The 22,645-nt window shown below is 38.3% G+C and carries 23 protein-coding genes; 7 read left to right on the forward strand and 16 right to left on the reverse strand.

The genetic code is table 11. The features are described 5' to 3' along the window. The 13 genes from ESV24_RS14395 to ESV24_RS14455 all read right to left on the reverse strand — a co-directional run. Positions 1–1,300 (reverse strand): hypothetical protein (locus tag ESV24_RS14395; protein WP_146951081.1); only part of this gene is annotated, 1,300 nt, incomplete at its 3' end. Positions 1,301–1,448: 148 nt separating this feature from the next. Then, on the reverse strand, positions 1,449–2,267 hold the full coding sequence (locus tag ESV24_RS14400; RefSeq protein WP_111816268.1) for an enoyl-ACP reductase FabI: 819 nt from the start codon (positions 2,265–2,267) through the stop codon (positions 1,449–1,451). A gap of 127 nt (positions 2,268–2,394) precedes the next feature. Continuing rightward, a complete protein-coding gene (recN, locus tag ESV24_RS14405; protein ID WP_111816267.1) occupies positions 2,395–4,047 on the reverse strand; it encodes a DNA repair protein RecN in 1,653 nt (550 codons plus the stop codon). A gap of 77 nt (positions 4,048–4,124) precedes the next feature. Continuing rightward, positions 4,125–5,015: a type IX secretion system protein PorD gene (porD, locus tag ESV24_RS14410; RefSeq protein ID WP_111816266.1), complete on the reverse strand. Its 891-nt coding sequence runs from the start codon at positions 5,013–5,015 to the stop codon at positions 4,125–4,127. After that, complete coding sequence (coaBC, locus tag ESV24_RS14415; RefSeq protein ID WP_111816265.1) at positions 5,008–6,231, reverse strand: bifunctional phosphopantothenoylcysteine decarboxylase/phosphopantothenate--cysteine ligase CoaBC; 1,224 nt, start codon at positions 6,229–6,231, stop codon at positions 5,008–5,010. Before coaBC ends, porD begins: the two co-directional genes overlap by 8 nt. Before the next feature lie 81 nt (positions 6,232–6,312). Further along, entirely contained in the window at positions 6,313–6,645 is a 333-nt protein-coding gene (locus tag ESV24_RS14420; protein WP_200829529.1) for a DNA-directed RNA polymerase subunit omega, read from the reverse strand. Positions 6,646–6,657: 12 nt separating this feature from the next. Beyond that, positions 6,658–7,467 (reverse strand): outer membrane protein assembly factor BamD, encoded by an 810-nt coding sequence (locus ESV24_RS14425; protein WP_111816305.1) that lies wholly within the window; start codon positions 7,465–7,467, stop codon positions 6,658–6,660. Between the two features lie 137 nt (positions 7,468–7,604). Next, positions 7,605–8,480: a 4-hydroxy-tetrahydrodipicolinate synthase gene (dapA, locus tag ESV24_RS14430; protein ID WP_111816304.1), complete on the reverse strand. Its 876-nt coding sequence runs from the start codon at positions 8,478–8,480 to the stop codon at positions 7,605–7,607. 122 nt (positions 8,481–8,602) lie between these two features. Further along, positions 8,603–9,118, reverse strand: a complete 516-nt coding sequence (locus ESV24_RS14435) for a DUF6913 domain-containing protein (protein WP_111816263.1) — start codon at positions 9,116–9,118, stop codon at positions 8,603–8,605. A 58-nt stretch (positions 9,119–9,176) separates the two neighbouring features. Beyond that, the gene (gene ligA / locus ESV24_RS14440) at positions 9,177–11,171 is read right to left on the reverse strand and encodes an NAD-dependent DNA ligase LigA (RefSeq protein ID WP_111816262.1); all 1,995 of its coding nucleotides are present in this window, start codon (positions 11,169–11,171) and stop codon (positions 9,177–9,179) included. Positions 11,172–11,325: 154 nt separating this feature from the next. Next, entirely contained in the window at positions 11,326–11,916 is a 591-nt protein-coding gene (locus ESV24_RS14445; RefSeq protein ID WP_111816261.1) for an LOG family protein, read from the reverse strand. Between the two features lie 64 nt (positions 11,917–11,980). After that, on the reverse strand, positions 11,981–12,817 hold the full coding sequence (gene prmC, locus ESV24_RS14450; protein WP_111816260.1) for a peptide chain release factor N(5)-glutamine methyltransferase: 837 nt from the start codon (positions 12,815–12,817) through the stop codon (positions 11,981–11,983). Between the two features lie 51 nt (positions 12,818–12,868). Then, entirely contained in the window at positions 12,869–13,354 is a 486-nt protein-coding gene (locus ESV24_RS14455; RefSeq protein WP_111816259.1) for a GNAT family N-acetyltransferase, read from the reverse strand. A 28-nt stretch (positions 13,355–13,382) separates the two neighbouring features. Between ESV24_RS14455 and ribD the strand changes: the two genes are divergently transcribed. Genes ribD through ESV24_RS14470 form a run of 3 tightly spaced genes read left to right on the forward strand, consistent with a single transcriptional unit; the run spans position 13,383 to position 15,912 of the window. After that, positions 13,383–14,432: a bifunctional diaminohydroxyphosphoribosylaminopyrimidine deaminase/5-amino-6-(5-phosphoribosylamino)uracil reductase RibD gene (gene ribD / locus ESV24_RS14460; RefSeq protein ID WP_170227902.1), complete on the forward strand. Its 1,050-nt coding sequence runs from the start codon at positions 13,383–13,385 to the stop codon at positions 14,430–14,432. Then, positions 14,429–15,301 carry a DMT family transporter gene (locus tag ESV24_RS14465; RefSeq protein WP_111816257.1) on the forward strand — a complete coding sequence of 291 codons (873 nt, stop codon included), beginning with the start codon at positions 14,429–14,431 and terminating at the stop codon, positions 15,299–15,301. Before ribD ends, ESV24_RS14465 begins: the two co-directional genes overlap by 4 nt. Then, on the forward strand, positions 15,295–15,912 hold the full coding sequence (locus ESV24_RS14470) for an IMPACT family protein (protein WP_111816256.1): 618 nt from the start codon (positions 15,295–15,297) through the stop codon (positions 15,910–15,912). The genes ESV24_RS14465 and ESV24_RS14470 overlap by 7 nt, the downstream gene beginning before the upstream one ends. Here the strand turns inward: ESV24_RS14470 and ESV24_RS14475 are convergent. Next, on the reverse strand, positions 15,909–16,313 hold the full coding sequence (locus ESV24_RS14475; RefSeq protein WP_111816255.1) for an acyl-CoA thioesterase: 405 nt from the start codon (positions 16,311–16,313) through the stop codon (positions 15,909–15,911). The genes ESV24_RS14470 and ESV24_RS14475 overlap by 4 nt on opposite strands. A gap of 204 nt (positions 16,314–16,517) precedes the next feature. Here ESV24_RS14475 and dnaA point away from each other — a divergent pair, with 204 nt between their 5' ends. The 4 genes from dnaA (at position 16,518) to ESV24_RS14495 (ending at position 20,637) form a co-directional block, all read left to right on the forward strand. Next, the gene (gene dnaA / locus ESV24_RS14480) at positions 16,518–17,945 is read left to right on the forward strand and encodes a chromosomal replication initiator protein DnaA (protein WP_111816254.1); all 1,428 of its coding nucleotides are present in this window, start codon (positions 16,518–16,520) and stop codon (positions 17,943–17,945) included. A gap of 101 nt (positions 17,946–18,046) precedes the next feature. After that, a complete protein-coding gene (locus ESV24_RS14485) occupies positions 18,047–18,481 on the forward strand; it encodes a low molecular weight protein-tyrosine-phosphatase (protein ID WP_111816253.1) in 435 nt (144 codons plus the stop codon). A gap of 47 nt (positions 18,482–18,528) precedes the next feature. After that, the gene (locus tag ESV24_RS14490; protein WP_111816252.1) at positions 18,529–19,917 is read left to right on the forward strand and encodes a PQQ-dependent sugar dehydrogenase; all 1,389 of its coding nucleotides are present in this window, start codon (positions 18,529–18,531) and stop codon (positions 19,915–19,917) included. 6 nt (positions 19,918–19,923) lie between these two features. Next, positions 19,924–20,637, forward strand: a complete 714-nt coding sequence (locus tag ESV24_RS14495; protein ID WP_111816251.1) for an SAM-dependent methyltransferase — start codon at positions 19,924–19,926, stop codon at positions 20,635–20,637. A 3-nt stretch (positions 20,638–20,640) separates the two neighbouring features. Here the strand turns inward: ESV24_RS14495 and ESV24_RS14500 are convergent, their stop codons facing one another. Together ESV24_RS14500 and ESV24_RS14505 are read right to left on the reverse strand one after the other, a co-directional pair. Further along, positions 20,641–21,288 carry a peptidoglycan-binding protein LysM gene (locus ESV24_RS14500; protein WP_111816250.1) on the reverse strand — a complete coding sequence of 216 codons (648 nt, stop codon included), beginning with the start codon at positions 21,286–21,288 and terminating at the stop codon, positions 20,641–20,643. A gap of 138 nt (positions 21,289–21,426) precedes the next feature. Continuing rightward, complete coding sequence (locus ESV24_RS14505) at positions 21,427–22,068, reverse strand: hypothetical protein (protein WP_111816249.1); 642 nt, start codon at positions 22,066–22,068, stop codon at positions 21,427–21,429. Positions 22,069–22,645 lie beyond the last annotated feature (577 nt).

Here is a 22,645-nt window from a genome sequence, read left to right on the forward strand (position 1 = left end):
CAGAGCTCAAAATGGTTGGAACCACCGTTTCACTGCCTATAATAGCGCCTGGTAATCCACCGGCATTTTCGTAATACACAATATTTGCGGTTGTTGGAGGATCCAGTGGTGCGAATGTAAGGAAAGGAACCTCAATGGTGTCCAAGGTAAAATCTTCACCAGCAGCCACAACAAGGTCTGCAGCAGTTTTAAAGGTTGAATCAACAGATGATCCTGAACCTCCACCAGCTACTGCTCCGAAAGGATGAGCTTGGGAACAAGCGCTCCCACCACCGCCACCGCCGGCAGAAAGAACTTCAACTTCCCAGCCACAGCTGTTTACCACTGCAGTCGCACTAAATTCAAAAGTTAAAGCACCAGTAGTGGAGGTAAAAACAGCTGAACCATTTGCAGCTATCATACCTGCAAGTGTATCTGTAGTTGTATTCAAATTACTATCATAGATTTGTGGAGAGCTAGTGTCTGGACCATCATAAATATTTAAAAAATCAAAAGTTCCAAAAACATTGAAAGATAAAAACTCCACAGACAGACCTGTACCCGTTAATGTTGTGGTAGTAACACAACCACAGTTTGGATAGTCTCCAGGATCTCCTGAAGAAGTACCTGTACAAACGCCGCCAGGTCCTCCATTAACGCCATCTGTTGGATCGTAGAAAAAATCTCCAGTAACTACTGCAAAACTTTCAGTTGCACCTGCGTTAGGTATAATGTTAGAAAGAATTCCCTTACCCTGAGTTGTTGTATAATTTTCTACATTAGTATCGGCTTTACTTTGAGCTGCAGCCAAAATTTCAGCTTCATTCTCAGCAGTAAGTGCTTCAGGAGCTACAAACAACGGCTGTGATTGTTGGTAAATGGCAGCCCTATTTTCCGCGGAAACAACTATTCCTTTTGCTTCTTCAGAATTATCCTTAACAGCTAAAGCTACAAATAAAGGAGTGTATTGGTTTTTGAAAACTGCTCGCTGCGCATCGGAAACACCAAGTTCTCTTGCTTCAGCAGAGTTATTCGTACTAACTCCCTTTACACCATTAGCAGCGCCAACAGGTTTCTGGCTGCTGAAATAGGAACGCAACTTTTGTTGCTCTTCTCTAGTGAAATGTTCGGAAACAGCACCGGGCTGACTTCCCACGTTTTGATATCTTGCCAGCAATTCCTGAATGGAAGCGACGGGCTTTTTCTGATTCTCTACAGTCGTCCCAGTATCGGATCGCGAAGTAGAGGGTTGAGTAACTTGGGCATTCATCGTTAGCGCGAGCAAACCGACGAAACACCCAACAATAGTACTTCTTCTCATAATTTGAAAATTTTAGTTAATAATCCCCTAAAGTATCTAAAAAAATGCTAATACCAAACATTTAGCGCAACTACTTTATGGCTTTAATAAAAAATCCCATCCAAAAAAATTGGATGGGATTTTAAAATTTTCTCAAGATACTGATATGCTATTTTCCTTCCACAAAGGCTTCCATTACTTCATCGCTGACCCCCATATTGGAAAAGCCGCCATCGTTATATAAATTTTGAAGTGTAACACGTTTTGTTAAATCACTGAACATTGCAACGGTATAATTAGCACAATCCAATGCAGTTGCGTTACCCAATGGAGACATTTTATCGGCATAACTTATAAAACCATCAAAACCCTTAACACCTTGCCCAGCAGTTGTAGGGGTTGGGGATTGGGAAATTGTATTGACACGAACCTTTTTATCTCTTCCAAAGTAATAACCAAAACTGCGCGCTATACTTTCCAAATAGGCCTTATTGTCCGCCATATCATTATAATCCGGAAAAACACGCTGGGAAGCCATATAGGTTAGGGCTATAATACTCCCCCATTCGCTCATAGCGTCTTTTTGATACAGCACCTGCATGGTTTTGTGAAATGAAACCGCAGAAATATCCCAACCTTTATGTGTAAAATCATAATTCTGACTTGTGTAATGGTTGCCCTTGCGAACATTTACCGACATGCCAATTGAGTGCAGCACAAAATCCAGTTTACCTCCTAAAATTTCCGTTGCTTTAGTTACCAAATTTTCCAAGTCTTCAATGCTCGTAGCATCGGCCGGAATAACTTCAGAATTCGTTTTATCAGCAAGTTCTTTTATTTGCCCCATTCGCAAAGCGATTGGTGCGTTTGTAAGCACAAATTTTCCGCCTTCTTCATGAACACGCTCCGCAGTTTTCCAAGCTATGGAATTTGCATCCAGCGCACCAAAAATGATTCCTCGTTTTCCTTTTAGTAAGTTATATGACATGTTTTAGTTGTTATTGGTTATCAGTTATTAGTTGTCTGTTATCGGTTGTCTGTTAACGGTTGTCGGCTGTCGGTTTAAAATCCAAACTCAATACTCAATACTCAATACTGAAAAGTAAAGATACATTTTAATTCAATAATTCTTTTGCATTTGCTATCGCTGCATCCGAAACATTCTTACCGCCCAGCATTTGCGCAATTTCAACAATGCGCTCCTCTTGATTCAATACCTGTAAATGGGTAGCCGTAACCTCATTATTATCTTCTTTGTAAACTTTTATGTGGTGGTCTCCTTTTGCTGCAATTTGCGGTAAATGCGTAATGCTCAACAACTGCATCTTTTTGCTCATTTGATGCATTATTACTGCCATTTTATTGGCTATTTCACCCGAAACTCCAGTATCTATCTCGTCAAAAACGATGGTCGGTAATTTTTTATACTCTGCCAAAACTGCTTTTATCGCAAGCATAATACGGCTCATTTCACCACCAGAAGCTACTTTCTTTAACGGGCCAAATGCTAATCCTTTGTTTGCGGTAAACAGTAATTGTAAGGCATCGGTTCCATTGCTCCTAAAATCTTCGGAAGCGCTAAGCTCAAATTGAAATTTTGCATTTGGCAGTCCCAAAGGAAACAGGGTTTCCTCCAGCTTCTTTTTAAGTTCAGGAATGGCTTTTTGCCTTTTTGCGTGTAGGGCTACGGCAGTTTTTAAAGCGGTTTCGCGTAAGCTGCTTTTCTGCTTTTCCAGATTTTCTATTTGACCGTCCAAGCCAAGTGTTGTATTTACTTTTTCTTCAAGCTTTTCCTCAATTTCAATTAATTCCGAAACTGTAGAAACCGAATGCTTTTGCTCTAATTTATAAAGTGTTTGTAACTTTTCATTAATCTGAAAAAGCATTTCTGGGTCTGCTTCAATATTTTCGGAAGCAGAATTAACTTCGGCTGAAATATCTTCCAACTCAATAATAACGCTGTTTAAACGCTGCCAGAAATCTTCAAAAGCTTTTGAATATCCCTTTATTTTTCCCAAAACAATCCGCGCTTCTTTTGCGGTTTGTAAACTACCTATTTGATCGTCATCAAAAAGTTTGGTCACCTCTGAGAGTGCTTCTTGAATTGCTTCAGCATTGTTGAGCGTTTCATAGGTTTCCTCAAGGTCCTGCTGATTCAGTTTTTTCAAATTTGCCTGTTGCAGTTCGTTAAAAAGAAACGTATTGTAATCCAGTTCTTTTGAAGCGTCTTCCTTTTGAAGTTTTAATACCGAAAGTTCTTCCGAAATCTTTTTGAAATCCGCGAATTGAAGCTGATAGGATTTTAAGAGTTCGGCATTTCCTGCAAGGGCATCTATCACTTCCATCTGAAAATTTTCAGAAACAATTTCCAAAGTTTCATGCTGACTGTGAACATCTACTAAATATGGAGCCAACGCCTGCAGTTGCGTTAAAGAAACGGGGGTGTCGTTTACAAAAGCTCGCGATTTTCCGCCAGGTAATATTTCTCGACGAATGATTGTTTGAGGTTCATAATCCAAATCATTTTCCTCAAAAACGTTTTGCAATTCATAATTTTTAATTGAAAAATGTCCCTCAATAATACATTTTTTTGAAGAGTCTTTTACACTGCTTAAGTCTGCTCTTTTACCCAACAATAGCGCCAAAGCTCCCAAAACAATAGATTTACCAGCACCTGTTTCACCAGTAATGATGGTCAACCCCTCGTTTAGCTCAACGCGCATATCCTCAATAAGCGCATAGTTCTTTATGGCGAGTGTGGTTATCATTTTTTAGACAGTAGTCTGTAGATTTTAGACGGTAGAAATACAATTGTCAATTTTCACCTTTGAATATTGAAAGAAAATTAAAATTTGATTTCGGACCAATTGCTTTGCTTAGTGGGCGCTAATCTATTAAGATTTTCAATCAATTTTGTAATATCAACCTGTGGGCCAGCACTAAAAATAGCTTGTATTTCGTCGCTTTTTGCATCAAAGAATGTACGTACCAAAAATGAGTTTGGGCGACGGTCATTAATGCCTTTTAGTTTGTTAATAGCTTCTGCTATTTTTTGCTTCGCTTCTTTTTGGTTTGTAGCCATGATATCCATTCCATCGCGATGATACGCATACATTACATCGTGGAATTCTTTGTAAACTGAAGATAACAAAGCATCGTTATAACGAAACCTGGATTGGTTGCCGTCACTTCCTTTCCAACCTTGAAAATTACTGGAAGCTGCAGTGTTTGTAATTTGTTTGGCAATTTCAAAATAGGAGGCTCCTCCATTTGGTGTAAACGTATCAGCATCCAAACCAATCATTGTGTAAACGTGATAAGCCACAATAGAAACAAGGTTTGACCCAAAACTGTTAATATTGAATGTCAATGGCTCAAACTCCTTATAATTGAAGCTGACCTGTCTGTCAAAATAATTATAAACCGGAGTATCATAAGTTGACTCAAAAGCTGGGCGCGAAGACTGTATTTGCAGCGTTCCGGCAAAAGAATCGCCATCATAACTACTTATAATCAACGTCATATTACAATCTATACGCTCTTGGTTTTTGTATTCCCTATCGGTCCATTTTGTGTTATTTACAAACTCCCGTAATTGGGTTTCCAATGTGCGGAAAATCTGCAAGTTGGGCTGCCCAGTCTGTTCGGCATCTATGGAAACGGTGCAATTAAGTTCTTGGGACTGTGCAGAAAACACAGTAATAGCACATAATAAGAAAAGTAAAATTTTACGCATTTGTCTGTTCTATAATATATTCTAAAATATCTTTTGCTACTTCTTTTTTAGGTTTAACAGGAAAAGGAAGCGTTTTATTGTCTTTGGTAATCAAAGTAATTTTATTAGTGTCGGTTTTAAAACCGGCGCCTTTGTCTCGAAGCGAATTTAGCACAATTAAATCTAAATTCTTTTTTTTGAGTTTCAATTTTGCGTTTTCTTCTTCGTTTTCGGTTTCCAGCGCAAAACCAACCAGGAATTGACTTTTCTTTATTTCACCAAGCGAAGCAAGAATATCTTTTGTTTTTGAAAGATGAAGTGTGAAATTATCTGTTTTCTTTTTAATTTTTTCCGAAGCAACTTCTGAAGGTCGATAATCGGCAACAGCGGCGCTCAAAATAGCAACATCGCAATTATCGAAATATTCGTGCGCGGCATTATACATTTCTTCTGCCGAAGTTACATGAATGATTTTCACATAATCATTTTCCAGTTTTAAATTTACAGGACCAGAAATTAAAACAACCTCAGCACCGAGTTCTGCAGCAGTTTCAGCAATAGCATAACCCATTTTTCCGCTGGAATGGTTACCAATAAAACGAACGGGGTCAATAGCTTCGTAGGTGGGGCCGGCTGTGATTAAAAATTTCTTTCCGCGCAGGGGAAGTTTTTTCAGCAAATCGTTTTCCAAAAAAGAAACAATTTCTTCAGGTTCGGCCATTCTTCCCTGCCCTACCAAGCCACTGGCAAGTTCGCCAAAAGTGGCCGGAATCTGTATGTTTCCGAAGCTTTCCAGTTTCTCAAAAGTCTGCGCAGTTGTTGGATGTTTGTACATATCCAAATCCATTGCAGGCGCGTAATAGACAGGGCATTTTGCCGAAAGATAGCAAGCGAGCAGCAAGTTGTCGCAAGCGCCATTGGCCATTTTGGAAAGTGTGTTTGCTGTTGCAGGAGCAATCAGAAACAAATCGGCCCAAATAGCCAACTCAACGTGGTTGTTCCATTTGGGCTCCTTAAAGCTATCTTCTATCTTTTCCTCTGTAAAAGAAGAGAAGACTTCGTTTTTTGAAAGTGTTGCGAGTGTTAATGGTGTAACAAACTCCTTTGCCGAAGCTGTCATCACAACTTTTACGTTGGCTCCTGTTTTCAACAATAGCCTAACTAAAAAAGCTGCTTTGTACGCGGCAATCCCGCCGGTAACGCCAAGCAAGATATTTTTTCCGTGCAAAACAGACATGTTTCAGTTTTCAGTTATCGGTGGTCAGTTGTCAAGAATCAAATAAAAGCTCCCTGTCCCCTTTGGGGATTTAGGGGACTTTTATTCCTCTACAACCTCGTCAGCTGTATTTCTGTAGTAGATTTTGTTTTCCAACCATTCCTGCACTGCTAAAGCATGTGGTTTTGGCAGTTTTTCGTAAAACTTAGAAACTTCAATTTGTTCCTTGTTTTCAAAAATTTCTTCTAAACTATCGTTATAAGTAGCGAACTCATCAAGCTTTTCAAGAAGTTCTTTTTTGATGTCACCATTTATTTGTGTGGCTCTTTTCGAAATAATAGAAATAGCCTCATAAATATTGTTTGTAGGCTCGTCAATTTTATTCTTGTCGAGCGTAACGGTATTGATAGGTGCATCTGAATTTTTAATATCCATAATAAAAATTAATTAAGTATTGGGTTCTGTTTCTAATGGTACAATTCTGCTCTCTATGTCCTGATACAATTCCAATGCTTCAGGAGCCAAATCTGTATCCTTGTAATATTTTATAAAATTATTGTAGTATCCCTTTGCAGTGCGCAGACGTTCCTGTACCAAAACAGGAATACTGTTTATTGCCAGTTTGTAAGCTGCTACAAACCGTCCGTAAAAGGCATCTTTCCTGTAAGAGGAGCCCGGATTATCTGTTATAAAATTGTCAAAAGCATCAATGGCTGCTTTATAATCCTCAACGCGCAGGTATTGTTTTGCTACTTCGTATTGTTTCTTTTCCAACTTCCCTCTTAATTCAGCAACAAGCGCATTGGCCTCGGTACGTTTTTCTGAATTGGGATATTGATTAATGAATTCCTGTAACTTTTCGAGTCCCTTATCAGTATCCTTTTGATCTAATGAATATCGCGGTGAAAGTTGATAAAAACTTTTTGCAGCTTTAAATGATGCTACTTCTATGCTATCACTCTGCGGATATGCCTGGGCGAATCTTTCAAATTGATAACCCGCGAGGTAATAATCTTCTAAGTTATAATAGGTGTTTGCGTAAATGAACATCAGCTTTTCACCTTGGGGCTTTCCTCTATAAACGGGCACTAACTGCTCCATTAATTTAAGGCTCTTTTTGTATTTCTCCATTTTATAGAGCGAATCGGCAAGAGCGTATTTTTTACCCATATCGTCCTTTCGCAGTACCTGCTGGTACTGGCTACAGGATGAAAGAAGGATAGTAAAGCAAAGTATTATAAAAAGTGGTAATCGCATGGGCTTAAAAAACATCGTGCAAAAATAGGGAATTAAACATGATTGAACAAACTTATTCTTTGGCTAAAATATTGCTCCGAAGACTATTATTTGCAAGCCTTTTGAAATATTTAACTTGAAATATAAAAAGTATGCTTTTAGAAATTTTTGATGAAACCGTCAATCTTAGACCTCAGTCCATCGCTAACTCCCACTAGCGGAAGCCGAACCGTATCTCCACAAATGCCCAAGTTTTTGAAAACAGCCTTTATTCCGGCAGGGTTTCCTTCGGCAAAAATATAATCTATTGCCGGAGCAATTTTATAATGGATTTTATAAGCTTCATCAACTTTTTTATTCAAACCTAATTTCACCATTTTTGAAAATTCCTTCGGAAAACCTTCACCAATCACCGAAATCACTCCTGCCCCACCGGCAAGTATCATTGGCAGCGTAATCATATCGTCTCCAGAAATTATCAAAAAATCTTTTGGACAACCGGAAATCAATCGCATTGCTTGCACAATATCGCCTGCAGCTTCTTTTATGGCTACTATTTTTTCAAAATCATTCGCCAAGCGAATAACTGTTTCCGGAAGAACATTTGAAGCCGTTCTTCCTGGAACATTATACAGAATTATTGGCAAGGGGGCCGCTTTCGCTATGGCCGCAAAGTGCTGGTAAATGCCTTCCTGTGTAGGTTTATTATAAAATGGCGAAACGGAAAGAATTGCGGTAAAAGCTGAAAGATTGCGGGTTTTCATTTCATGAATGACTTCCATTGTATTATTCCCGCCAATACCCAAAACCAACGGCACACGTCCATTATTTGCAGAAACAACAGTATCAATTACAACTTGCTTTTCTTCTTTTGAAAGCGTTGCGCTTTCGGCTGTGGTTCCCAAAACCACCAAGTAATCTATTCCGTTCTCTATGTTGAAATTCACCACTTTTTTTAATCCCTCCACATCCACGGAAAAATCGCTTTTAAATGGAGTTATCAATGCTACGCCGGTTCCTATTAATTCTTTCATATTCATCCCCGCGAAGGCAGGTATCTTTTGAGGTTAAACTTAATTTTGATACTGTTGATACTATGGATTCTGTTGTTTCTGTTGTTTTCGTCATCGGTCATCAGTCACCCTTCGCCCGTCATCTAAATCTTCTTCAAAATTGTTAAATACTTTTTTACTTCACTTTTAAAAGTTTCCGGTTTTTGTAGATCAACGGTCAAAAGCAAATCGAAAAGTCGCTCATCTGCCCCGTTAAAACCTATTTTAAACTTTGCTTTGCTCTGTGCAGCCATTGCGCTCAGAAATTCGTGTTTACCATTATAAAAACCAATTAGCACATCAAACGGATAATCGAGGAATTCGTGTGCATTTTGGTTGTGTATTTCTCCGCGCCATGTAAATTCCTTATTGGTTATTTGGTTTTGTCGCAGTGTTGGAATTCTTCGCCTCGTTTCAATGAAAGTGAACAATTTTATATCCTTTCGTTGCAAACCAAGTTCCTTTCCAAATTCATAAAACAGCTCAAAATTGTCAAAATAAGTTTCGTCAACCAAAAACCCTAAATATTTTAAAGGGGCATTGCGTTCCGAAATATCGCGATGCATCAGATTTTTATCTGTATGTTTTTTTAAAGAATGGTGTTTTACTTTTTTCAACATGGAGAGCCAAACTTTTACGTTGCAAAAATAGTTTTTTTCAAGCCTTTTCAGCTTTCAATTATGAAATCATTTGCAAAAAATCGTCTTCGGAAATGATTGCGACACCCAAACTTTCAGCCTTAGTTTTCTTGCTCGGCCCCATATTGTCGCCAGCAACCACATAATTTGTTTTTGCAGAAATGGAACCGGAAACTTTTCCGCCGTTGTCCTCAATCAATTTTTTTAGTTCGTCACGCGAAACTTTTGTGAAAACGCCGGAAACGACAAAGGTATTTCCTTTTAAAATATCCGTTTGATTGGCTAGTTTATCTGCGGAAATTTCCAATTGAATTCCATAGCTTTTCATCCGTTCAATGGTTGCAATGTTTTCTTCGGAAGCGAAAAAGGAAACCACGCTTTGGGCAATGCGCTCGCCAATTTCATCAACTGTTATCAATTCCTCTTCGGAAGCATTTTTTAAGGCGTCAATTGTTTTGTAATGTTTTGCCAGTTTTTTAGCGACGGTTTCGCCAACATATCGAATTCCCAAACCGAATAGAACTCTTTCAAATGGAATTTGCTTTGAAGCTTCAATTCCCTTTATCATATTCTCGGCACTTTTCTGCGCCATGCGTTCCAACGGAGTTATTTGTTTTTCTTTCAATAGATATAAATCGGCATAATTATTTATCAAACCGTTATTTACTAAAAGCGTTACAGTCTCTCCTCCCAATCCTTCAATATCCATAGCCTTTCGTGAAATAAAATGCTGAATACGACCAATAATTTGTGGCGGACAACCTTCAGCATTTGGGCAATAATGCTGCGCTTCGCCTTCGGTACGCACCAATACAGTTCCACATTCGGGACATTCGGTTATATAATTTGTTGGTGATGTATTTGGATCGCGCTGCGTAAAATCTACCCCAATTATCTTCGGAATTATTTCACCTCCTTTTTCAACAAAAACGGTGTCGCCTTCGCGGATGTCAAGTTTTTCTATTTGGTCTGCGTTGTGCAAAGAAGCACGTTTCACAATAGTTCCTGCCAATTCCACAGGTTCCAAATTTGCAACGGGCGTGATTGCGCCAGTCCTCCCAACTTGATAGGTAATTTGGTTTAAAACTGTGGAAACTTGTTCAGCCTTAAATTTATAGGCCATCGCCCATCGTGGTGATTTTGCGGTATAGCCAAGTTCTTCCTGCTGTTGCAGATTGTTTACTTTAACCACTACCCCATCGGTTTCGTAGGGAAGCTCGTGGCGATGCACGTCCCAATAATTTACAAATTCCAAAACCTCATCCAGATTTTTGGCGAGTTTGGCAGCTTCGGGGACTTTAAAGCCCCACTGTCTTGCTTTTTCAAGATTTTCAAATTGTGTTTTTATGGGAAGCCGTTCACCTTTCAAACTGTATAAAAGACAATCCAATGGGCGTTTGGCAACTTCAGCACTGTCCTGCAATTTTAAGCTACCGGAAGCAGTATTTCTTGGGTTTCGATAGGGCTCTTCGCCAAGTTCAACCCTTTCTGCATTCATCTTTGTGAAACCTTCAAAAGGCAGCACAATTTCGCCGCGAATATCAAACAATGGCGGAAAATCTCCCTTCAACTGCAACGGGATAGAACGGATTGTTTTTACATTTGCCGTAACATCATCACCCTGAAAACCATCGCCTCGGGTTACTGCTTTTTTTAGCTTTCCATCTTTATATGTTAAACTTATTGAAGCACCGTCGTACTTTAGCTCGCAAGTGAATTCAACATTCCCATCCACCATTTTTTCGATACGTTTTTCCCAATCTTCTAAATCTTCCTTTGAATAGGAATTATCCAAAGAATACATTCTGTAGGTATGTGGAACTGTTTCAAAGTTTTTTGTGATTTCGCCACCAACCCGAAGCGTGGGCGAATTGGCATCGTAAAATTGAAGATTTGCCTTTTCCAAGTCTTGAAGTTGCTTTAGTTTCTGATCAAATTCAAAGTCGGAAATTGTTGGGGTATCAAGTACGTAATAGTTATAATTATGCTCGCGAAGTTCGTTGCGAAGGGTTGTGATTTGTTGTTCAATGTTCATTGAACAAATATAGAAATAAAGTGGTTTTTGTATTGGGGGATTTTAAAAAAAGAACCACTAATACACGAATAATTTTATATAATTATTCGCGTATTAGTGGTGAAATTTTTCGGCTTCATTTAAATCAATCGTCTCGTAATTTACTGATAACGCGCTACGTTCTGTCAGAATTTAGCCACTTAGGTAGTTGTGGTGTCTTGAATTCTTCCATTTTTGTCAATAGTAATTTTGGTTCGGAATCTACCAAAAGCAGACTATAGTTATCCATTGAAAGAAATCCCTTTCGCACCATGTTTTCGAGCATTTTTATAAGGTCATTATAAAACCCATTTATATTCAACAAGCCAATTGGTTTTTGGTGAAGGCCAAGTTGTAGCCAAGTTATAATCTCGAAAAGTTCTTCCAACGTGCCCATTCCCCCTGGCAAAGCAATGAAACCATCACTTTCTTCCTGCATTTTCATTTTGCGCTCGTGCATGTTTTGGGTAGTGATTAGTTCCGTTAGGCCCAAATGCACAACTTCTTTCTTCTTTAAAAAATTTGGGATTATGCCAACAACATTTCCATTATTGTCCAAAACGCTTTTGGCGATTGTACCCATCACCCCTATTTTGGCTGCTCCGTAAACCAAAGTTATGTTTCGCTCAGCGAAGATTTCACCCAGTTTTTTGGCTGCATCGGTTATCGCGAGATCGTTGCCATCGCTACTACCACAGAAGACGCATATTTTTTCGAGTTTATTCATGATTTTTCTTTGCGTTCTTTGCGCCTCTGCGGTTATATTGTTTTGGCGCAGAATGCGCGGAGATTTATAGACTACATTTCAACATTCGGTCTTTTCCGAAGATGTCTTTTTTAACTTCAATATTCTGAAAACCTTTGCTTTTTAAAAGCTGGGTCAATTCATCAGCAAGATACTCATTAATCTCGAAAAAGAGTTTTCCGTTTGCCTTCAAATTGGTTTTCGCCAACTGGGAAATAGCGCGATAAAACAACAGAGGATCTTCATCTTTAACGAACAAAGCTGAATCGGGCTCATATTTTAAAACGTTTTGCTGCATCTGTTTTTTTTCCAGCTCCCGAACATATGGTGGGTTTGAAACTATTACATCGTATTGCTTCGGAAGGGTTTTCGTTTTTAAAATATCAGCTTGGAAGAATTCAACTTCTACCTTGTTCAGTTTCGCATTTTGGTGGGCAATTTTTAAAGCTTCTTTGGAAATATCCAATGCCGAAATTTTTGAATTGGGAAGATTCTTTGCAAGTGAAATAGCAATGCAGCCTGTGCCTGTGCCGATGTCTAAAATAGTTATGAGTTTTTGTTTCGAAAGAATCCATTCTACGAGCTCTTCCGTTTCGGGACGCGGAATTAAGGTGTGTTTATTCACTTTAAAAGGAAGGCCGTAAAATTCCGTTTCTCCTATTATATATTGAATGGGCTTATAGTTTTTAAGTTGAAGCAAAGCTTCCTGAAATTTTTCGGCGTCTTCTGTGGAAATGGTTTTTTCAGGATGTAAAGCAACTTCTATTCGCGAAAGGTTTAAATATTCTTCAGAAAGTATGTTGAAAAACGATTGTATCTCTTCCGAAGGGTATAGTCCTGAAAGTGTTGTTTTGAAATTTGATTTAAGTTCTGAGATTTTCATTGAAAAACATCCCCCTGGCCCCCTTCAAAGGGGGAATTATACTTAATAGTATTATAAAGTTTTAATCATATGAACCGGGCAAGAGTAATGGCCCGTATCACCCATTGCGCAATCAATATAATCAAAACCTGCTTGTTTGTAAAGTTTTTGGGCATGCGTCATATATTCCATTGTTTCAAGATATATTTTTTCGAAACCAAACTCGCGTGCTTTTGTCAAACAAAACTCCATCATTTGCATGCCAACTCCTCTACCACGGGCTTCGGGCAGGAAATACATTTTTTGAAGTTCGCAAACGTTGCCTTCATAATTATCTAATTTTGCGACTCCCGCACCTCCTATTATTTTACCGTTTTCTTCCACCACAAAATAAACAGCATTCGGTTTTTGATAGGTTTCAAACATACAATCCAAGGATGCATCTGCATAAGCGGTACCCACTTTCGGAACGTTGAAATCTTCCAAAACTTTGCGTATAACTTTGGCAATTTGGGGATTGTCTTTCTTTTCAATAAGACGGATTATTGGTGTTTCCATTCTAATTAAATCCTTGTATTTTTACGCTGTGAAGATACACGAAAAATATATGTCGCGCTGCATCCAACTGGGCAAAAACGGGCTGGGAAGCACCTATCCAAATCCGTTGGTGGGTAGCGTAATTGTTCACAATGGTGAAATTATTGGCGAAGGTTGGCATTACAAAGCAGGACAGCCTCACGCCGAAGTGAATGCAATAAGAAGTGTTGAAAACCAAGAATTGTTGAAAGAGGCAACTATTTATGTGAGTTTGGAACCGTGCAGCCATTTTGGGAAAACGCCACCCTGCGTCGATTTGATTATAGAAAGCGGCATAAAAAAAGTGATTGTTGGCAGTTTGGATCCAAACCCAAAAGTAGCGGGACGGGGCATTAAAAAATTGATGGAGACTGGCTGCGAATTGATAGTTGGGGTTTTGGAAAACGATTGTGACGAATTGAACAAACGGTTTTTCACCTTTCACCAAAAAAAGCGACCGTATATCTTTCTGAAATGGGCAGAGACTGCGGACGGTTTTATTTCGCCAAAAAGTGAAACCCGAAAAGAAACCAAACCAGTTTGGATCACAAATGAATTTTCGCGTCAATTAGTCCATAAGATGAGGGGAGAGGAACAGTCTATTTTGGTTGGAACCAATACGGTTTTGCAAGATAATCCGTCGCTCACCGTTCGGAATTGGACGGGGGAAAATCCTGTGCGGATTGTTGTTGACAGAAATTTAAAAATTCCAAAGGATTTATCAGTTTTTGATGCAAGTTCAAAAACCATTGTTATTAATGAAAAGGAAACAAAGACTTCGGAGAATGTAGACTTCGAAAAGATTCTTTTTTCAGAAGAAATTCCAAAGCAAATCTGCGAAGTACTTTTCCAAAGAAATATACAGTCCGTTATAATTGAAGGTGGTGCGAAAACCCTTCAATCATTTATTGATGCTAATCTTTGGGATGAAGCATTGGTTTTTTCAGGAAATAAAACCTTTGGGGAGGGAATAAAAGCTCCAACTTTTCAAGGAGTTTTGAAATCCGAAGAAAAAATAAAAGAAGATACATTGCGAACTTATAAAAACACAAATCATTGATAGCACTGACGCTCAGTATACTTTCGTCCACAATGATTTTTGTGGCTTTCAAGTTATTTTCAAAGTTCAAAATCAACACCTTGCATGCAATTGTTGTTAATTATTTAGTGGCGTGTTGCTGCGGATTGCTTTTTCAGGAGAGTTCAATAAATATTGCTGAGATTGCACAACATTCTTGGTTTCCTTTTGCTTTGGGGCTGGGTGTATTATTTATAATCGTTTTCAACTTGATGGCTTTAACAACACAGCGCAGTGGGCTTTCGGTAGTTTCTGTGGCTACAAAAATGAGCGTAGTGATTCCGGTGGTTTTCGGTTTAATCTACTATAAGGAGAGCCTTGGTGTTTTTAAATTTTTTGGAATTTTATTAGCGTTGGCAGCTGTATATCTCGCTTCAATCAAAACAAAAGACGGTTTGAAGATAAAAGCATCCAATTTCATCTTTCCTGTTTTGGTTTTTTTGGGAAGCGGAATCATTGACACTTCCATAAAATATCTAGAGGGCGAGTATGTTGCCAAAAACGATGTTCCCATTTTCTCTGCCACAATTTTTGCTTCTGCAGCAATTTTGGGCGCGCTCCTTTTAAGTGTTCACGCCGTACAAGGAAAGTTTCAATTTCAGTTTAGAAATGTTTTGGGCGGAATTGCCCTTGGTATTCCAAATTACTTTTCAATCTATTTTTTGGTAAAGGCACTGCGAAGCGATATATTGGATAGTTCGGGAATTTTCACGGTTAACAATGTAGCTATCGTAATGTTTTCAACCCTACTGGGTATTTTACTTTTTAAAGAAAAATTATTGCCTAAAAACTGGATTGGAATTGGGTTGGCCATCCTTGGCATTTTATTGATAGCATTAGCAGAATGGTAATGGAAAAAGACACCTATAAAACCATTTTAAAGCCTTCGGCAGAAGCTCTTTTTAAAGAAAAAGGAAGCAAATTCTTCGGTTATGCCTTTCCGGTTTCTTCGGAAGAGGATGTGAAGGAACACATCGAAAGTCTCAAAAAACAGCATCATAGTGCACGCCATTGGTGCTATGCCTGGCAGCTCGGCAAAAGCTACGAACACTACCGCGCCAATGATGACGGAGAACCTTCAAACAGTGCTGGAATGCCTATTTATGGACAATTACAATCCTTTGATGTTACAAATATTCTGATAGTGGTGGTTCGTTATTTTGGCGGAACAAAGCTTGGCGTTGGCGGATTGATCCAAGCCTATAAAACCACGGCACAAATGGCTCTGGAAAACTGTAGAATTGTAAGAAGAACTATTGATGAAACCTTTCTCTTAAAATTCGAATACCCAGAAATGAATACAGTAATGCGAATTATTAAAGATGAAGACATAAAACTCGTAAATCAAAAAATGGAATTGAATTGTGAGTTTGAAATTTCGGTACGCAAAAAAGAAGCTGAACGAGTTTTTGAGTTATTCAAAAACACTTACAAAGTGACTATTAAGCGATTAGATAATTAACTTCTTTCATTCAACCTTTCAATCAAATAATCCGGTGCTTTCATTAACTTTTTGGTGGTGCTGTTCACAAATACCAAAACAGTGGTAGCAATCACCAAAAGTTGTTTGGACTCATTATAAATTTCATAAATAAATTCAATTTTTACAGAAGGTATTTGCTTTAAGGTAGTCCTTACTGTCAGCAAGTCATCGTAAAATGCAGGGAGCTTATAATCGATGCTCAAATGCACTACCGGAAGATGTACGTTGTTGGCTTCCATCCATTTGTAAGAAAATCCGAGCTCGCGAAGCCATTCCGTTCTTCCCTGCTCCAAGTACTGGGCGTAGTTACCGTAATAAACCACACCCATTTGGTCTGTTTCACCGTAACGTACTCTTATATTTGTATCTGTATTCTTCACAATTTTGTACCGTTTAAAGAAAGTTTTTTTGTAGTTTTATCAAAAGGGAAGTATGGCGAAAAAAAACTAATAATTCAACCCCAATCTGGTTTTTTTTATAACTTTTTTGTTCACATATTTGCACTGTTAGGAAATAGCCAGGAGACACTCCATCCCCTATTTTTTGGCCACACCTTTTAAAAACAAAAATCAGAATTTTTAACTATGAGCAAAACTGCGGAATCGGTTTGGAACAATTGTTTGGCTTTTATCGAAGATAATATCACTTCGCAAGCATACAAAACTTGGTTCGAACCAATAAAGGCAGTAAAGTTATCTGATAATGCGCTAAGCATTCAGGTGCCGAGCAAGTTTTTTTACGAATGGCTCGAGGAACATTATGTTAAAATATTGAAAGTTGCACTTACAAAGGAATTGGGAGCAACCGCTAAATTGGTTTACATCATTAGGATGGAAAACACTTACGGTAACAAGCAGCCCTTTACTGAAAAAATACCAAGCGCCAACCGAAGCAACCTACAATCTCAGAACGTTGACGTACCGTTGAAAAACAAAAGCCCGGAACTTAAAAATCCGTTTATTATTCCCGGAATTCGAAATGTAAAGATAGAGTCGCAACTTAATCCAAATTATAATTTTGATAGTTTTCTTGAAGGCGAATCAAACCGATTGGCACGTTCAGCAGGTTTAGCAGTTGCCAACAAGCCTGGCGGAACATCTTTCAATCCACTTCTTATTTTTGGTGGCGTTGGTTTGGGAAAAACCCACTTGGGTCATGCAATAGGCGTTGATATAAAAGATAAATATCCAGAAAAAACCGTACTCTATATTTCTGCAGAAAAGTTTACACAGCAATATATCGAGTCTGTAAAAAAGAATAACCGCAACGACTTTATTCACTTCTATCAAATTATAGATGTGCTTATTGTTGATGATATTCAGCTGCTATCAGGAAAAGCTGGTACACAGGATGTTTTCTTCCATATTTTCAATCATTTGCACCAAAACGGCAAGCAGGTAATTTTAACCAGCGACAAAGCCCCGGTAGATATGATTGATATTGAACAGCGTTTGCTGTCACGTTTTAAATGGGGACTCTCCGCAGAATTGAACCACCCAGATTATGATACCCGCGTTGCAATCATAAAAAACAAATTGTATCGCGATGGTGTGGAAATGCCGGATGATATTGTAGAGTTTTTAGCGAACAACATCAAAACAAATATTCGGGAATTGGAAGGCGCCATTATTTCGCTTATTGCACATTCCTCTTTCAATAGAAAAGAAATTACAATTGAGCTTGCCCGCAAGATTGTTGACAATTATGTGAAGCATACAAAACGTGAAGTTTCTATAGACTACATTCAAAAAGTGGTAAGTGATTATTTTCAGATGGACGTAGATACACTGCAGTCTAAAACCCGTAAAAGACATATTGTTCAGGCCAGGCAATTGGCTATGTTCTTTGCTAAGAAATTCACCAAGGCATCACTTGCTTCAATTGGTTCACAAATTGGGCAGCGCGACCATGCAACCGTTCTCCACGCTTGCAAAACAGTTGATAATCTTTCAAGCACCGATAAGCAATTCCGCAAATACGTGGAAGATCTTAGCAAAAAATTGACACTATAATTCAGTATTAAGTGGCAGTCTAAGTGGTCCCTAAAATGACCTTCTTGCACTCATAAACTTATAAATTCAAAATAAACGTTTTGCAACAGTACAAAATCCTTATGGTCTGCCTTGGCAATATCTGCCGTTCTCCTTTGGCGGAAGGAATTTTAAAATCTAAGGTTGATACTTCCAAAGTATTTGTGGATTCTGCCGGAACTGGACATTGGCACGTTGGCGATCAACCCGACAAGAGAAGCATAGCCGTAGGCAAAAAATACAATATAGATATTACCAACCAACGCGGAAGACAGTTCAGTGCAAGAGATTTTGGAAATTTCGACTTAATCTATGTAATGGATAACAGCAACAGGGAGAATATTTTGGCTTTGGCCGAAAATGATGCTCAAAAAGAAAAGGTAAGACTGATTCTCGACGAAATTTTTCCAGGAGAAAATGTAGATGTTCCAGATCCTTATTTTGGGGGAGATGCAGGTTTCGAAAATGTTTTCAAAATGCTTGATGAAGCTTGTAATCAAATCGTAAAGCAACTCTAAAACAATTATACAGTTTTTTACGTACTTTAGAGGTATAAAAAATAGCCATGAAAAAATATATTCTTCTTTTACTACCTCTATTTGCAATAAATATGTATTCTCAGAGCATTGATATCTCTTTATATGCAGATGGTTTTGACAATCCGTTATACGTTACCAATGATGGTGTGTTTAATACTGAATTACGATTATATGTTGTTGAACAGGGCGGAAAAATAAAAATCATTTCAAACGGAAACACAAATCCAGCTCCCTTCCTAAATATTTCTGGTCAAGTTTCCAATGGAGGCGAACAAGGTCTTCTTGGGCTAGCCTTCCATCCAGATTATGAAAACAATGGATATTTTTACATTAATTATACCAAAGCTAATGGCGACACCCAAGTTTCAAGATTTTCTGTAGATGTTACAAATCCAGACTTGGCAGATCCGACTTCTGAATTACCCATTATTGATTATGCGCAACCCTTTGCAACCCATAATGGTGGCAATCTGGCATTTGGTCCCGATGGCTATCTTTATATTTCATCTGGTGATGGAGGCAGCGGTGGCGATCCTGGAAACCGATCTCAGAATAAAAATGTGTTATTAGGTAAATTACTTCGTATAGATGTTGATAATCCGTCGGGAGGCAATAACTACGGAATACCCGCAAACAATCCATTTGTAGGAGATCCAAATGCCCGTGAGGAAATATGGGCGTATGGGCTTCGCAATCCGTGGCGTTTTTCTTTTGATTTTCAAGACAACAATCTTTGGATTGGAGATGTGGGACAAGGAAATTTAGAAGAAATAAATAAAGCCGATGTAGCGGAAGCTGGACTTAATTACGGCTGGCGCTGTTATGAAGGCTCCCAGCCCTATAACACACAGGGTTGTCCTCCCCAATCTGAATTAACGTTCCCGATTGCTGAATATACCCATGCAAATGGAAATTGCTCTATTACAGGCGGCTATGTTTACAGAGGACAAGCTTATGCACTCGTTTTTGACGGGCTATATTTTTATGCAGATTATTGCAGCGGAAAAATAGCAACACTTGATGCAAATGGACAACTTGGCGAGGAGGTTTATTTTACGGGGAAAAATTGGGTCTCCTTTGGAGAAAGTTATAGCAAAGAAATTTATATGGTTGACGGCCCCGGCGGTGGTATATATTCCTTATACAGCATTTTATCAACACAAGATTTTTCTTTGGAAAATTCATTAAGTATGCTTCCAAATCCTGCTTCAGATAATGTAATCTTCAGTTTGAAAAATGACTCCCTTGAAACAATTGAAATTTTTGATATTAGAGGCAGTGCAATTCTTTCAAAAGAAAATATTTCTAGCATTGAAATAACCATTTCCGTTGAAACTTTGAGTTCTGGGGTGTATTTTGCAAAAATCAGTTCAGAAAAAGGGCAATCTGCTGTTAAAAAGTTAATTATCGAATAAATTTTGATGGCTGCAAAAAAAGGAAATTTATATTTAATTCCCTGCCCAATGGGAGACGTACCACCTTTGGCCGTTCTTCCCATTTCCGTAAAAAAAGCAATTGAACAGATTGATCATTATATTGTAGAGCACGAAAAAAATGCACGGCGTTTCATAAAAAGTATTGTGCCCGAAAAGCAACAATCCGCTTTAAAAATTCAGGAGATAAATAAATTCACCAATGAAGGCGAGATCCCGTCTATGCTAAACCCCTGTTTGGAAGGTTTTGATGTGGGAATAATAAGCGATGCAGGCTGTCCTGGGATTGCAGATCCAGGAGCGGGAGCTGTGCATTATGCCCACGAACTTGACATTAAAGTAGTACCTCTTGTTGGCCCTTCCTCAATTCTATTAGCTATGATGGCCAGTGGTTTTAACGGGCAGAATTTTGCTTTCAACGGTTATTTACCAATTGACAAGAGCGAAAGAAAAACAGAATTGAAACGATTGGAAAAAGCATCAAAAGACTTTGAGCAATCTCAATTGTTTATTGAGACACCATATAGAAACAACCAAATGTTGCAAAGTCTTATCGACAATCTTAACCCACAAACAAGCATTTGTGTGGCTTGCGATATTACATTGGCTTCAGAATATATCAAAACCGCTCCGGTGCGCTTATGGAAAAAAATAAAGGTGGACCTTCATAAAAGACCCACCTTATTCATTATTCAAGGATAATTTTTAGAGTACCCTTGGCTTTCTGTTTGGTACAATGTGCGACGTATCATACCCAGAAAATTTTCTTAGGTAATAACGGATTGAAGTGCCATTGGCGTCTTCAAAACGATTTTCACCAGCACTCCTAAGGAATTTTTTTACATTGCCAGCACCTGCCAGATGTGCAGCTGCTAAAATTCCTGATTCGGTGACTTTTACACCACCGATGGTTTTGCCCGCATAACGTTCAATATCTTTGCGAAGTACCCACTTGTTTATGGTTGTATAAGCCAAGAACGCTGCCTCTTGCTGACGAGTGTCATAAAGAAAATTTTCAGTATTCTTGAAACCCATCATTCTAAGGGTAGCACCTGAAAACTGATATTTCCCCATATAACCGTAATCATTCACTATATGGTAATCTCCTCTAGATTCCTTAAAACCTAGAGCCTCTTTAAATCCTACATAAGATTTACCCAAAAACAAATAATATTTTGGGGTCACAGGAGCCATTAGTGGCATAAATTCAGCTTCTGTGGGAACATTATAGTCTAACTCCAATCCTTCTGTACTAAATGCAGAAAAATCGTAACTATCATTTGAAATGAAACCTGTCCCTACTAGTACGGTAACAACAAGTAATACTGCAATTAGATATATTCTTTTTTTCATTAGGTTTAAAATTCAGGTGCATAATTACACCTTCTTTTCAGCGCGCAAATATACATCTTTTTTTAAAAATCTGATTTGCAGGATGTTAAATAAATATTAAATAAAAAGCCAGGCTTGTCAACCTGGCTTTTTCAATAATTATAATGTCGCCCTGGCGTTGTTGTCTGGAAGGATTTCTGAAACATCGTAATCAACAAAAGCTTTCATATACTTTGTAATAGGTACATTATTTGCATCTCTGAAAACGATATCTCCGTCACTGTCCAGAAATTTTTTAACATTTCCGGAGCCTCCCAAATGCGCCGCGGCCAAAAGGCCCGATTCGGAAATTTTAACACCATTGATTGATTGACCGTCAAATTTATCAATATAATCCCGAAGTACCCATTTGTTCTTGGATATCAAAGCTTCAAAAGCTTTTTCCTGTAACAAAGGGGAATTTAAAAATCGAGAGGTATTGTGAATTCCAACCCAATTAAGGGTAGAACGGCCAAACTGGTATTTGCCCAAATAACCCAATCTGTTCACGGCTCTGTAATTGCCACTGCTTTCGCTGAAGCCGAGGTCATAACAGAAACCAAGGAACGACTTCCCAAGAAAGGGAACACTGTCTTGGGAACTCAAATTCACTTCATACTCATAAGGAACATAGGCAAGGTCCCCAACCGTATCTGTAGTGAATATAGAACTGCTGTAATTTTCTCTTTCCAAAGAGAATGCCGTTGCAATAATTACCGCAACAGCAAGCAGTGCAGACAATTTCATAAAACGTTTTGTCATGTTTACTAATTTTAAAAAATTATAATTATTGCGCCACCGCCTTGCGCGGGACGAAATAAAACTTTAACAAGAAAACATACATTTGCGGAAAACGCATGCTCGCCCCGAACTATGAAATTATTATGCCAAAGAACTAAAAAGTATAAAAAAACATACTGATTATTAAACTCTTATGAATTATTAATGTACAAGGATTGATTTAAAAGATAGAACACTTAACAAAGTTTAACCACCTTGTCTTAATCAATTTTAACAAAACGATTTTAACAAAGAAGCCATTTCTGAATCTCACTAATTAATAAAGAAGGAAACAAAATATTAAAAACTGAATCGTTCAAACTAATTTAAATAGTGAATTGGCCTTTATGAAAAATTGTCCCGAGAAGAGATATTGGAATTTAAGACTGCCTGAAATAAAAAAAAACCTCCCATTTCTGAGAAGTTTTAGTCTGGGTGGAAGACCGGGTTCCCTTCGACAAGCTCAGGATAAACTTCTCACCCGGCTTCAATTTCTTATAAATTATTAATATACAAAAAAAGCTCCCCATTTCTGAGAAGCTTTTGTTTTGGGTGGAAG

The sequence above is a fragment of the Aequorivita lipolytica genome, assembly GCF_007997135.1.
Taxonomy (GTDB): Bacteria; Bacteroidota; Bacteroidia; order Flavobacteriales; family Flavobacteriaceae; genus Aequorivita; species Aequorivita lipolytica.

Bases quoted from the DNA above. Each gene is read 5' to 3' on its own strand.
- ESV24_RS14400 (WP_111816268.1), bottom strand. From the start codon at position 2,267: ATGTCATATAACTTACTAAAAGGAAAACGAGGAATCATTTTTGGTGCG.
- recN (WP_111816267.1), bottom strand. From the start codon at position 4,047: ATGATAACCACACTCGCCATAAAGAACTATGCGCTTATTGAGGATATG.
- porD (WP_111816266.1), bottom strand. From the start codon at position 5,015: ATGCGTAAAATTTTACTTTTCTTATTATGTGCTATTACTGTGTTTTCT.
- coaBC (WP_111816265.1), bottom strand. From the start codon at position 6,231: ATGTCTGTTTTGCACGGAAAAAATATCTTGCTTGGCGTTACCGGCGGG.
- ESV24_RS14420 (WP_200829529.1), bottom strand. From the start codon at position 6,645: ATGGATATTAAAAATTCAGATGCACCTATCAATACCGTTACGCTCGAC.
- ESV24_RS14425 (WP_111816305.1), bottom strand. From the start codon at position 7,467: ATGCGATTACCACTTTTTATAATACTTTGCTTTACTATCCTTCTTTCA.
- dapA (WP_111816304.1), bottom strand. From the start codon at position 8,480: ATGAAAGAATTAATAGGAACCGGCGTAGCATTGATAACTCCATTTAAA.
- ESV24_RS14435 (WP_111816263.1), bottom strand. From the start codon at position 9,118: ATGTTGAAAAAAGTAAAACACCATTCTTTAAAAAAACATACAGATAAA.
- ligA (WP_111816262.1), bottom strand. From the start codon at position 11,171: ATGAACATTGAACAACAAATCACAACCCTTCGCAACGAACTTCGCGAG.
- ESV24_RS14445 (WP_111816261.1), bottom strand. From the start codon at position 11,916: ATGAATAAACTCGAAAAAATATGCGTCTTCTGTGGTAGTAGCGATGGC.
- prmC (WP_111816260.1), bottom strand. From the start codon at position 12,817: ATGAAAATCTCAGAACTTAAATCAAATTTCAAAACAACACTTTCAGGA.
- ESV24_RS14455 (WP_111816259.1), bottom strand. From the start codon at position 13,354: ATGGAAACACCAATAATCCGTCTTATTGAAAAGAAAGACAATCCCCAA.
- ESV24_RS14470 (WP_111816256.1), top strand. From the start codon at position 15,295: ATGGTAATGGAAAAAGACACCTATAAAACCATTTTAAAGCCTTCGGCA.
- dnaA (WP_111816254.1), top strand. From the start codon at position 16,518: ATGAGCAAAACTGCGGAATCGGTTTGGAACAATTGTTTGGCTTTTATC.
- ESV24_RS14485 (WP_111816253.1), top strand. From the start codon at position 18,047: ATGGTCTGCCTTGGCAATATCTGCCGTTCTCCTTTGGCGGAAGGAATT.
- ESV24_RS14490 (WP_111816252.1), top strand. From the start codon at position 18,529: ATGAAAAAATATATTCTTCTTTTACTACCTCTATTTGCAATAAATATG.
- ESV24_RS14495 (WP_111816251.1), top strand. From the start codon at position 19,924: ATGGCTGCAAAAAAAGGAAATTTATATTTAATTCCCTGCCCAATGGGA.
- ESV24_RS14500 (WP_111816250.1), bottom strand. From the start codon at position 21,288: ATGAAAAAAAGAATATATCTAATTGCAGTATTACTTGTTGTTACCGTA.
- ESV24_RS14505 (WP_111816249.1), bottom strand. From the start codon at position 22,068: ATGACAAAACGTTTTATGAAATTGTCTGCACTGCTTGCTGTTGCGGTA.